The sequence below is a fragment of the Acinetobacter sp. Tol 5 genome (assembly GCF_019702905.1).
In the GTDB taxonomy this organism is placed as follows: Bacteria; Pseudomonadota; Gammaproteobacteria; order Pseudomonadales; family Moraxellaceae; genus Acinetobacter; species Acinetobacter bereziniae.
The window spans coordinates 1572497-1584380 of record NZ_AP024708.1 but is presented as its reverse complement, the minus strand read 5'-3'; the positions used below and the strand labels follow the sequence as shown (position 1 = coordinate 1584380).

Annotated in this window: 9 protein-coding genes; 4 read left to right on the top strand and 5 right to left on the bottom strand. The window is 36.6% G+C overall.

What is annotated here, in order from left to right; all coding sequences use genetic code 11:
• Nucleotides 1–501: 501 nt before the first annotated feature.
• The 3 genes from TOL5_RS07310 to TOL5_RS07300 all read right to left on the bottom strand — a co-directional run bounded on the left by TOL5_RS07310 (nucleotide 502) and on the right by TOL5_RS07300 (nucleotide 4773).
• The gene (locus tag TOL5_RS07310; protein WP_198114686.1) at nucleotides 502–1950 is read right to left on the bottom strand and encodes an NAD-dependent succinate-semialdehyde dehydrogenase; all 1449 of its coding nucleotides are present in this window, start codon (nucleotides 1948–1950) and stop codon (nucleotides 502–504) included.
• 15 nt (nucleotides 1951–1965) lie between these two features.
• The gene (gene gabT / locus TOL5_RS07305) at nucleotides 1966–3228 is read right to left on the bottom strand and encodes a 4-aminobutyrate--2-oxoglutarate transaminase (protein ID WP_121773879.1); all 1263 of its coding nucleotides are present in this window, start codon (nucleotides 3226–3228) and stop codon (nucleotides 1966–1968) included.
• Nucleotides 3229–3594: 366 nt separating this feature from the next.
• Entirely contained in the window at nucleotides 3595–4773 is a 1179-nt protein-coding gene (locus TOL5_RS07300) for a hypothetical protein (protein ID WP_121773880.1), read from the bottom strand.
• A 530-nt stretch (nucleotides 4774–5303) separates the two neighbouring features.
• On the opposite strand from TOL5_RS07300, the gene TOL5_RS07295 reads away from it, so the two are divergent.
• The 4 genes from TOL5_RS07295 (at nucleotide 5304) to TOL5_RS07280 (ending at nucleotide 10652) form a co-directional block, all read left to right on the top strand.
• Nucleotides 5304–6806: a PLP-dependent aminotransferase family protein gene (locus tag TOL5_RS07295; RefSeq protein WP_121773899.1), complete on the top strand. Its 1503-nt coding sequence runs from the start codon at nucleotides 5304–5306 to the stop codon at nucleotides 6804–6806.
• A 370-nt stretch (nucleotides 6807–7176) separates the two neighbouring features.
• On the top strand, nucleotides 7177–8625 hold the full coding sequence (locus TOL5_RS07290) for an amino acid permease (protein ID WP_121773881.1): 1449 nt from the start codon (nucleotides 7177–7179) through the stop codon (nucleotides 8623–8625).
• A 506-nt stretch (nucleotides 8626–9131) separates the two neighbouring features.
• The gene (locus tag TOL5_RS07285; RefSeq protein WP_042086608.1) at nucleotides 9132–9764 is read left to right on the top strand and encodes a TetR/AcrR family transcriptional regulator; all 633 of its coding nucleotides are present in this window, start codon (nucleotides 9132–9134) and stop codon (nucleotides 9762–9764) included.
• Nucleotides 9765–9818: 54 nt separating this feature from the next.
• Nucleotides 9819–10652, top strand: a complete 834-nt coding sequence (locus TOL5_RS07280; RefSeq protein ID WP_121773882.1) for a phytanoyl-CoA dioxygenase family protein — start codon at nucleotides 9819–9821, stop codon at nucleotides 10650–10652.
• Between the two features lie 190 nt (nucleotides 10653–10842).
• Here TOL5_RS07280 and TOL5_RS07275 read toward each other — a convergent pair whose 3' ends face one another.
• Nucleotides 10843–11091 (bottom strand): hypothetical protein, encoded by a 249-nt coding sequence (locus TOL5_RS07275; RefSeq protein WP_004829055.1) that lies wholly within the window; start codon nucleotides 11089–11091, stop codon nucleotides 10843–10845.
• Nucleotide 11092: 1 nt separating this feature from the next.
• The gene (locus TOL5_RS07270; protein WP_121773883.1) at nucleotides 11093–11677 is read right to left on the bottom strand and encodes a recombinase family protein; all 585 of its coding nucleotides are present in this window, start codon (nucleotides 11675–11677) and stop codon (nucleotides 11093–11095) included.
• Nucleotides 11678–11884: the final 207 nt, after the last annotated feature.

Sequence of the window (11884 nt, the reverse complement as noted above, 5' to 3'; positions counted from 1 at the left end):
TAAAATTCTAATTTTCATATCAAATAATATTAACTGAATAGTGCATAAGCATGATCAATTAGATATATATCACATGAAAGATGCTATTCTTTCATAATCACTGATCATTTTTCTAGACCTATTAAGCTTTAGTGTATTGCAAAAATGTAATTAAGAAATAAGTGCTATTGGCTTGATCTCTTTTTAAAATCAAACCAAATTGAATTCAATTTTTAAAGAGCAAAAATGATTGATAAAAAGATGGACACTTACTTTCGTCTCATTGCTACAGCTGAACAAGAGTTGATTGCAAACAATGGTCATATGAAAATTAGTGTGATTTGTTCTTTATCGTGATGATTTTATATATGATGTGGACACAAAGCTTTATAGAGTCCATGATTTTTATTTGCTTTAAGTTGGGATTATTCCAAGTCATGACTTGGAATAAATCGAAACCCATGTAATTGGTTTAACATAATCATTTTTTGATTTATGAAAGAGGTCTACTATAAAAATTGCTTATACCGATAAATCTACACAGAGATATTTCATTTCGAGGTATTCATCAATCCCAAATTGAGAACCTTCACGTCCCAAACCTGATTGCTTAATCCCACCAAATGGTGCAACTTCATTTGAAATAAGACCGGTATTTATCCCGACCATACCGTACTCAAGTGCTTCACCAACACGCCATTGACGTGCAGTATTCTGCGTAAATAAGTAACTTGCTAGTCCAAACTCAGTATAATTCGCCATCGCCACAGCTTGTTCTTCATGACTAAAGCGGAACAATGGTGCTAAAGGACCAAAGGTTTCCTCCTTCGCTACATCCATATCCTGAGTCACTTCAGTCAAAACAGTAGGTTCAAAAAAAGTTCCACCTATAACTGAACGATGCCCACCCACTTTTATCTTGGCACCTTTACTGACTGCATCCTGAATATGAGATTGCACCTTAGCAACAGCTTTCTCATCAATCAATGGACCTTGGGTTGAACCCTCAAGGCGACCATCACCAACTTTTAACTTTGCGACAGCTTCAGTTAATTTTTCAGCCAATTGATCGTATATCCCATCTTGTACATAAATACGATTTGCGCACACACAAGTTTGACCACTATTACGGAATTTGCTCTGCATAATACCTTGAACAGCTTGTTCAAGATTTGCATCATCAAAAACCAGAACTGGGGCGTTGCCACCTAATTCAAGGGACAGTTTTTTAATTGTTGGTGCGCATTGTTGCATTAAAATACGCCCCACTTGTGTCGAACCTGTAAAACTGAGTTTTTTTACAGTGGCACTTTCACACAGCATTTTACCAACTTCAATCGCATCACCACTGATATGAAGTAATACATCGTGTGGTAAACCTGCCTGAACTGCTAAAACTTCCAAAGCATAGGCAGTTAAAGGCGTTTGCTCAGCAGGCTTCACGATCATAGAGCAACCTGCGGCTAAAGCAGGAGCTGCTTTTCGTGTAATCATTGCTGCTGGAAAATTCCAAGGAGTTATTGCTGCAGTCACACCAATAGCCTGTTTAATAACCAATAAACGTTGATGTGATTGCGTTGGTGTAAGCACATTACCGTCAATACGGCGCGCTTGCTCTGCAAACCATCGAATAAACGATGCTGCATAAGCAATTTCACCTCGTGCCTCTGCCAAAGGTTTGCCTTGTTCAGCAGTTAATATCTGCGCTAAATGCTCTTGATTATCTATGATTAATTTATACCAATTCCAAAGTATATCCGCGCGCTGTAATGCTGTTTGAGCTTTCCAAGTCGTTTGTGCTGTTTGTGAACGCGTAATAACGTCCTCTACAGCCTCACGATTGTAAGCTTTTATCCATGCTAATGATTGATGTGTTGCAGCATCTTTGACTTCGATATAACAGCCATCTTTAGGCATTTCGAAACAAACGTCTGAATGCTGTAATAAATATCTTAAGTGATTTTGAAGCATTTCAAGTCCTTTTGCTTATGATGCAATTAAGTTTGCAAATCCTTGTTTTAAAATATTCAATGCTTGGCTAAATTGTGTAGCAGGAATCGTTAATGGATATAAGAAACGAATCGCATTACCATGACGACCACAAGTCAAAATCAATAAACCATTTTCCATTGCATAACTTTGTATGATTTTGGCTTGTTCAGCTGTCTCTAATTCAACTGCAATCATGGATCCAAGTGCACGAATATCTGTAATCATATGTGTTGTCGCTTTAATCGTATTTAGAAGTGCAACTAACTCTGCCCCTAATACATTTGCACGATTACACAAGTCTTCACTTTCAATCACATCTAGAACAGCAAGTGCTGCAGCCACACCTATTGGGCTTCCAGCATAAGTCCCACCTAGCCCCCCAGGATTTGGAGCGTCCATGACATCTGCTCGCCCTACAACACCAGAAATTGGAAAACCACCACCCAGACTTTTTGCCATGGTGATTAAATCTGCTTTCGTTTCATAGTGGTTCATCGCAAATAATTTACCTGTACGCGCAAAACCAGACTGCACTTCATCAGCGATCAGTAAAATACCGTGTAGGTCACACAAGGAACGTAAACGCTTTAAAAATTCAGCAGGCACTACGTTAAAACCGCCTTCGCCTTGTACAGGCTCAAGTACGATCGCTGCAACATCATGTGCAGCAATATCCTCTGCAAAAATATCTTCAATGCTTCGAATCGCATCATCTACCGTTATACCTTTCAACTCGGATGGATAACGTGCATGAAAGACGCCTCCAGGCATTAAACCAAAGTCACTTTTATAAGGCGCGGTCTTACCTGTCATTGCCATGGTCATAAATGAACGACCATGAAAAGCATTGCTAAAAGTAATAATGCCATGACGCTGAGTGAATGAACGGGCAATTTTTATTGCATTCTCTACAGCTTCCGCCCCTGTTGAAAAGAATGCACATTTTGCCTTGCCATTAATTGGTGCACGTTCATTGATATGCTCAGCAAGAGAGACATAACTTTCATAAGGTACAACTTGATATGCGGTATGGGTGAATTTTGATAGTTGTTCAGTAACAGCACTAATAACTTTGGGATGGCGATGCCCTGTATTTAATACACCGATTCCTCCAGCGAAATCAATAAATTGATTACCCTCCATGTCCCAGATTGTCGCATTTTCAGCTTTTTCAGCATACCATTGACACATCACACCAACACCTCGAGGTGTTGCTTGTTGTTTACGTGTATTTATTGAAATGTGCTTACTACTCATGTCATACCTCATTATTTTTCATTCATAAATGGTAAATCTTAGTATCTCGATCATATGGTTGATGAGATGCAGGTCATTGATCCAATTTTGCACTTTTAGCAATAAGAGACGAGAGCCACTTTGGGTGAGTTAAAGAGAACCAATTTATAATTTTTCAGAGATGTATAAAGTTTTAAAGTTAATCAATTGCGAAGCTCTGAACAAAAAAGTATCTGTTTATAGATGCTTTTTTGTTGAGCTATTATGAATTAAGATAAGTATGAACAGTGAAGCATTTAGATATTGAAAGCGCCTTCTCCCTAAACGATTTAGGCAGAAGGATTATTTTTGTTGGCTTATATTAAAAATAAGTTTATAACTTTAAAATTAGAATTTATAGATAAACAATAAATTCAACAACTTACTATTCCCAGCAAAATCCCCTTTAGCCAAAGAATTCGCATCTCCCCCAATAAATACATCATTTTTGCCCATGATATATTCAGTAACTAACGAAAACTGATGAATATCCAATTGAGCCCCCAAAATAGTTCGGAAAGATGTCGCAAAACCTGATTGATCTTTATCAAACACTGCATAGCTGATATAGGGTGATAAATCATAGTCTTTATAAAAATCATCAATGTGATAATCAAAATTTGCGACATAATAATTAGCTTTGTTCGCCACATAATATTTTGATTCGAATGAACCTACTGTTGTATAGTTTGGTTCAACCAAAGATTCATTCTTGGCGCGATTCTGCCCAGCTGTCACTGTCAAATTTGCCTTTTGATAATTTAAATGACTAAAAATATTCCATGCATTTCGATGACCTGTTCGTCCATTGTTGTTTTCTAAATCGGAATACCAATAAGATCCTCCTACATTCAGTTTTATTGGAGAACTATCTAGTGGAATTTTTTGATTAACTCTAGCCACCCACATATTTTTTTCTTTAATCGTATCATCGAGACTTGGATTATCAGGCTTAACATAGTTTGCAGAATAGCGAGCAGCGCCCCCAAGACCTCCATAATTTCCCCCATCTCGAGCAAAATAAGCCAAATCTAAGCGAGTATTTTGTCCAAGTTGTTGCTGCCAATTTATCCCTAGATTATGAGTGTCTTCTAGCCCTACATTATCCAGAGAACTACCATACCAACTGCTCGTCCAAAATCGACTAATACCAAAAGGCATGTCTTGTAGACCAACCGTGATTCGACTATCAGCAGTCAGTTTATATCCTAAATTCGCGTTCACGAGTGTTGAAAAATCACACAAAGTATCTTCTTGATAACAACGATACTCCACATTTCCATAAAATTGTTTTGCATCATATTTCAAGTCAATTTTGGCTGCATTGAATTTTAATTTGTGGTCATTATCAGAATAATCTTTATCCTGATAATTCGCCCTCACCCATCCTGATACCGTAAGTTTACCTAAATTTGTATCTGCATTGCCCCATGACACGATTTCCGCTTTTGCTAGAGTTGGAATAGTGACTAATGCAGCACTGTTTACCAATACAAATAACTTTATAAAAAAATGTGGTGACGTCATAAAAGTTCCCTAATGAAAATATGTTTAAATCAAATTATTTATAAAATTAGAATTTCGAGTTTCAATCATTCTCAATAATCAAAATTGAATTTTATCCAACAGGAAAAATATCCTGCCTTTTAGTGGGATTAATAAAATCTTGCCTTGAATAGACTTGCTGTTTTAGATCTTGCTTCATAGCCTTCGCGATTAGCCGTTGCTTTAAGAAACATTGCGATAAAGTGTTCATTATTTATTCCTATTTTTTATCTGCTGTTGCATTTCCTTGCCTCAGCAAAAGTGATTCATTTTGAGTAATGGACCTATAAATTGATTGCCTCATGTTTTTAATAACACAATCTGTGTTACTAAAAATTAAGCTCAGATTTTTTGCTTTTCTCAAAAAGTCTGTATATGCTCTGACATATAAAAAAATCATATTTGCCGTGATTGTTAAGAAAAATACGCAGAGCATTGACCTAATCTCATTATTTTGCATCGCTGATATTATGCTCGCGAGAGCCACTTTTTATTTTTGGGAGAGAGCCAATTTGCAAAGCTTACTTGGAGATTATTTACTACAACGCTTGCAGCAAGATGTTGAAGGAACACTACAATTGCGTGTTTTTCGCTGTTTGCGCAATGCCATTATTCAGGGTGTCCTTGCTCCCAAGACTCGCTTACCCGCATCACGAGATCTTGCAAAAGAAATAAAAGTCTCACGTAATACAGTGTTAAGTGCTTATGAACAATTAAGAGCACAAGGATATGTTGAAGCCCGCACAGGGCAAGGGACTTGGATTGCAGAAAAAATACCCGAATCCTTCTTGATAAAAGCAGAAAATAACATTTGCCTCACTGAAGAAAATAAACAAAACGAGTCCTATAACCTATCTCAAAGAGGTTCTTATCTGGTCGGTTATTCGGCAGCATCTCCTTATCAATGGGGAGCTTTTGTTCCAGGTGCACCCGACGTAACCGAATTTCCGCATCATATATTCAGTCGAATCCAGACCCGTTTAAGCCGTGAACCCAGTGTTAGTCAATTGATTTACAGTAATGAAGGTGGATCTATTGAATTACGTCAAGCACTTGCCGAATATCTTACGATTGCACGGTCTGTGCAGTGTGATGCAGATCAAATCATCATTACCGAAGGCACACATCAAGCCATTGATTTAGTTTCACGTACCTTAAGTGATTTAGGAGATGATGTCTGGATTGAAGACCCTGCCTATTGGGGAATTCGTAATATTTTACGCATCAATGGTGTTCACATACGTGCTCTGCCTGTGGATCAACATGGCATTATTCCTGACCTTGATGTTAAAGAATCGCCAAAGTTAATCTTTGTCACGCCTTCGCATCAATATCCTTTGGGATCACATTTGAGCCTTGAACGACGCAAGCAGCTCATCGCATTTGCTCGTCAGCACAAAAGTTGGATTATCGAAGATGATTATGACAGTGAATTCAGATTTTCAGGACAACCTTATCCCTCTTTACAAGGTCTAGAAGATGATTCTCCCGTCATTTATATGGGAACATTCAGTAAAACAATTTACCCTGCATTACGTATAGGTTATCTGGTTGTCCCTAAAAAACTATTTTCACCTTTACGAGTGGCTGCCGCAGAATTGTATCGAGGAGGTCATTTACTAGATCAGACCATATTGGCTGAGTTTATTCGTGAAGGGCATTATGAAGCACATATTCGCAGGATGCGCCTTCTATACAGTAAACGCCATGCCTTCTTGGTTGACTTAATCCATAGGCATCTGGGACAAAATTTTCTTCACGAATACAATACAGCAGCGGGTTTGCACCTTATTTTAAAATTACCAAGTGACAGTAATGATGTATTGATTGCTGCAAATGCCTTAGAGAAAGGCGTAAAAGTTCGAGCCCTTTCTCAATATTACACCAAACAATATTCTACCCAGCATAAGGGGCTATTGCTTGGTTTTGCTTGTGTCAATGAACAAAAGATACTGATTGCTTTCGGTATCTTATTAGAATGTTTACGTGATGCAGGTATTCAAACTTTAAATTAAGAAATAATCGTAACTCAGTATTTTAATCATAATTCAGCTTTAAAAAATCTCTTTATAAATTTTCTATTCATGCGCTGCCTAATTCGTTTTTTAATACACTTTTCATTATTTAAATAAATTGGCTCCTTTAAATACATAAAAAATGGCTCTAGTCACCTCATAACAAAAAAGAGAGATTACCAACACTATAGCTTAAAACAATCAGATAGCAGCAGTTACCACTCAAGCAAACAGTAGTGTTATCACATTTTAAGCTGGCTAAATTTTAAGTCGATACTTAAGCCATCAGTCATCGCTTCAATGGATAAGTAGTTCAAGGATGGAGACAGCAATACCTTGCAACCATATAAAGAATATTAAGGGAAATAATATGATAACAAATCAACCTAACTCAATAGATGATTCATCTCAAGGTCTAAAAAGTGGACTAAAGCCACGTCATCTTACAATGATTTCAATTGCTGGAGTAATAGGCGCCGCTTTATTTATAGGTTCAGGAAGTGTGATTTATTCCACAGGGCCCGCTGCGCTTATAGCCTACTCATTAGGAGGGCTTCTCGTTCTTTTAATTATGAGAATGTTAGGTGAAATGGCTGTACTCAACCCAGACAGTGGATCATTTTCAACCTATGCAGACCGAGGAATTGGTCGTTGGGCAGGATTTTCTATCGGGTGGTTATATTGGTCATTTTGGACTTTATTAATGGGTTGGGAAGCATTTGTTGCGGGAAAGATCCTTAATAGTTGGTTTCCATTTATTCCGATTTGGGGCTATATGTTACTGGTGACAATAAGCCTAGTATGGGTAAATTTACGCAATGTCAAAAACTATGGTGAGTTTGAATTCTGGTTTGCCATGATTAAAGTAGTTGCGATTGTCCTCTTCTTGGTGATCGGAAGTTTAGCAGTTTTACACCTTTGGCCTTGGGGTGATGCCTCTATGCTAGGTGGTGTTACTCATTTGACTTCTAATGAATTTATGCCCAATGGATTTTCAGCCGTGATCACGGCATTACTTGGTGTTATGTTTGCTTACATGGGTGCAGAAATTGTCACTGTTGCAGCTGCCGAGACAAATAACCCTGCGAAAGAAATTCGAAAAGCATCAAACTCAATTGTATGGCGAATCATATTATTCTACGTTGGTTCAATGTTCATTACTGTTTGTTTGATTCCTTACAATAACCCTTTACTCAAAGACCCGACTTGGGGAACATACAGTGTAACTTTAACTGCGCTTGGTATCCCAGAAGCTAGACATATTGTCAATTTTGTCGTTTTAACCTCTGTATGTAGTTGCTTTAACTCTGCGTTATACACCTGTTCACGGATGATGTATTCCCTTTCAAAACGTGGTGATGCGCCCAAAAGTTTCGCATCAACGAATCGCAATAATAGTCCTTGGATTGGGGTCATCTTTTCAAGTATATTTTCAATTATTGCTGCATATCTAACTGCAACAGAAAGTATGAATATTTATGACGTTCTTATGCTAGCAACAGGTACCGTTTCGTTATATGTCTACCTCGTTATCGCGATTTCACAGTTAAAACTGCGTAAAAAACTTGAAGCTGAAGGAAAAGAAATTCCATTCAAAATGTGGTTCTTTCCTTGGCTAACCTATGTGGTGATCATTTTTATTGTTGTTGCTTTAATTACGATGGTCATTGAAGGAACTTATTTTAAAGAGGTTTCCTATACAACCCTTCTTGCGGTATTTATTGTTGCTCTTGGCATCTGTGCTCAAAAGTTTAATTGGGGTAAAGATTCTCTCAACAAAACGAAGCAAGACAAAATCAACCTAACTGATCATTCTTGAAGAGTCAATTTAGCACAAAAATTCACAAGCCCTAACACCATTTTATTGCTAAAACCGCTTTAGATATGGCTTATGCATTTTGAAAATAGATAAAGTCTGTTGACACTTCACAGATGCTTGCAACAGCGAAGTGTCAATAGACTCTAAGTCGAATTAAATTGCATCACAGTAACTCAACTACGACTCATATAAAGTGCGTCATATAGATTCTAAGACTAATCATCATTTCATCAAAATAAATACACAACAAACATTTGTTCGTCATACAAGCCTAGACATTCTCTATGTATAGCTTGGGTACTTATTCTCCTTTCTTTCCAGAAATTATAAAGAAACCGATCTATTTAATCATTGACTCATCGCTATTCAACAGGACTGATCATTTTTCTAGACCTATTAAGCTTTAGTGTATTACAAAAATGTAATTAAGAAATAACGGCTATTGGCTTGATCTATTTCTAAAATCAAACTAAATTGAATTCAATTCAATTTTTAAAGAACAAAAAATGACTGATAAAAAGATGGACACTTACCTTCGTCTCATTGCTGCGGCAGAACAAGAGTTAATCGCAAACAATGGTCATATGGAAATTAGTGCGATTGCTAAACGAGCAAATAGCTCTGTAGGACTCACCTATCACCACTTTGGTTCCAAAACAGGTTTAATCGCTGCAGTTGTTGACCAATTTTATGAACCACTCAGAGAAATTGCTTTAGGTAACGGGATTTCAATAGACCTTGAGTGGCGTGAAAGAGAAAAGGCACGTACCAAAGCAATCATTGATTATTTTTATAGTCATCCTTTAGCGCCCTTGATTGCAGGTCGTCTTGCTCGTGAACCTGAAGTACTCGATATCGAACGTGCACATATCCAAGCTTTAATCGAACAAGGTGTTCGCAATATTGCTCAAGGGCAAAAGTTAGGACTAATTCCTCTTACTCTTGATCCTGAAATCACAGTAGCCATGTTAATGGGTGGCTTACGCCTTGCCATAGATCAAGCTTTGCTTACAGAGCAAAAGCCATCGGATACAACATTGTTGGAACAGCTTTGGTTACTGATCAGCAATACTTTACAACTTGAACCTATCCCAACACCCCATACATCCAAAGTAGTTATGAATAAAAAACTGAACTAAATACTGAGCATCAATATTTTGTTTTAAGGAACATCAAAAAGGGAGTTTTGAAGGATGAAGCAATTCAATATTCATGAATATCAACAGCGTGATCAAGCACAAACATATCGTCAGTTACAGACAGGTTCGGAGCGAAATACAGCCGAAATTGATCAAGATTTCGAAAAATTGATGCGCGATGGCTATGTCATTATCAAAAGTTTAATTTCTCAAGAAAGCTGCCAAGCAATTAAACAAGAAGCATATGCCTTGCTTGAGCGAAAAGGACGAAATTCATTCGAGGGACTGCAAACACAACGTGTATATAATGTCCTCGCTAAAACGCGCATCACTGATCAACTTGCAGTACACCCACAAATTCTAGGTTTAATGGATCGTTTGTTTGAACCAGGCTTTCTACTTTCACAAAGCCAAATGATCAATATTCTTCCAGAAGAGTCAGCACAACATTTACATTATGATGATGCATTCTATCGCCTACCTCGCCCTAGAAAAGCACTCGGTGCAGCAACAATTTGGGCAATTGATGACTTTACTGAACACAATGGAGCGACAGTGGTTGTGCCGAAAAGTCATTGTTGGGGTGACGATCAAATTGCTCAAAGATCAGCAGCAATATCTGCTGTAATGCCAGCAGGCTCTGTATTGTTTTTTCTGGGTACAACATGGCATGGTGGAGGAGAAAACCAGACCAAAGCACCTCGCTTAGCGGTGACACATCAGTACTGTGAGGCTTATTTACGACAGCAAGAGAACTATTTGCTTGAGCTATCAAAAGAGACTGTAAAATCGCTTTCACCTACCCTTCAGGCACTAGTAGGATACTCCATCTATCCACCCTTTATGGGCATGGTCGATGGTATGCACCCACTTAGAACATTGGAATAATGGGTTTTAAGTTTTAAAATAACCAAATGAATGTCGTCATTTGGTTATAGGGCTTCATGCGTTTACTTTTATAGTAGCTTTTATTATGAATTTTCCTTTTATCCTAAACTTCTCTCATCGAGAGAAGTTACCTTCGATATTTATATCACTCAACACACAAATGTTTTGATCAAAGAAGTTAAATATAAAATTAATTTCTCAAATCAACAGCATATGTGAGAGAACCATATAAAAAAGTAATACGCCTTCCCTCATAAGCAACATTTAAAACCTTATACTTAATCAGACCATCTACAGAGTAAATCTCAATTTGATGAATTTTATCACTTACCCAAGGATTTTTATTAAAATGATATCTTAATTGAACAGCCATAGTTTTTTCTATATTGTCTTTATGCCTAGCTCTTACTAAACGATTTATTTTGGTTTTCTTTTTCATTTTAATCCTCATAATTAATATTTGCAGTTGCCTGAGAAAGTAGTCGTTGAATAACCGATCTAGCTACAGCGTATTGTCGAGCTAAAGCATATACACTGTGCCCATTTTTAAATTTTTCTATAATTTCTTTTTTCTTCTTTTTAGTTAATATCTCGGGTCGACCTATTTTATTTATCTTTTTACGCCCGCCCATTTTTTCGAGTTTAACTTTTCGATCAAAATCAGAACACATTTTTAAAAAATGGAAGAATATTTTTTTAACATCTCCTTTTATTTCTTTTTTTGAAAACTCTAAACACACTAAACGTATCCCCTTTTTAAAAATAGTACTGACATTTGAATATATTTCTTTAAAATCACTTCCTAATGAATCTATTCCATCAATGATTAAAAGATCTCCACTTTCAAGTGTATAATTAATTAATATAATTAACTTTTGTCTAAATTTTAATGGTATCCCGATCTTTACCTGCTCAAAAATAAATCTATTTTTTGGAATTTCATAACCATACTTTTTAAGATAATCAACATAATTAAAATCCTCCTTTGAGACCTCATCAGTTCTAAAATATGCATAAGCACGCACAATAGTTCCTCTTTAAACAACAATACCTACATCCAAAATTCAAGAAATATTTAGAACCATCTAATATTTAAAAACACATATGGAACATTTATTTATCAGCAAGACAATCTTAACCAAAAATAAGGGTTCATTATAAAACTGATAGATATATTGTTTAAAAATTTATTTTATTTATTAATTATTATATAATTTAATTACCAATCACAA

Excerpts from the sequence above, each read along its gene's own strand:
- TOL5_RS07310 (WP_198114686.1), bottom strand. The coding sequence starts at position 1,950 with ATGCTTCAAAATCACTTAAGATATTTATTACAGCATTCAGACGTTTGT.
- gabT (WP_121773879.1), bottom strand. The coding sequence starts at position 3,228 with ATGAGTAGTAAGCACATTTCAATAAATACACGTAAACAACAAGCAACA.
- TOL5_RS07300 (WP_121773880.1), bottom strand. The coding sequence starts at position 4,773 with ATGACGTCACCACATTTTTTTATAAAGTTATTTGTATTGGTAAACAGT.
- TOL5_RS07290 (WP_121773881.1), top strand. The coding sequence starts at position 7,177 with ATGATAACAAATCAACCTAACTCAATAGATGATTCATCTCAAGGTCTA.
- TOL5_RS07285 (WP_042086608.1), top strand. The coding sequence starts at position 9,132 with ATGACTGATAAAAAGATGGACACTTACCTTCGTCTCATTGCTGCGGCA.
- TOL5_RS07280 (WP_121773882.1), top strand. The coding sequence starts at position 9,819 with ATGAAGCAATTCAATATTCATGAATATCAACAGCGTGATCAAGCACAA.
- TOL5_RS07275 (WP_004829055.1), bottom strand. The coding sequence starts at position 11,091 with ATGAAAAAGAAAACCAAAATAAATCGTTTAGTAAGAGCTAGGCATAAA.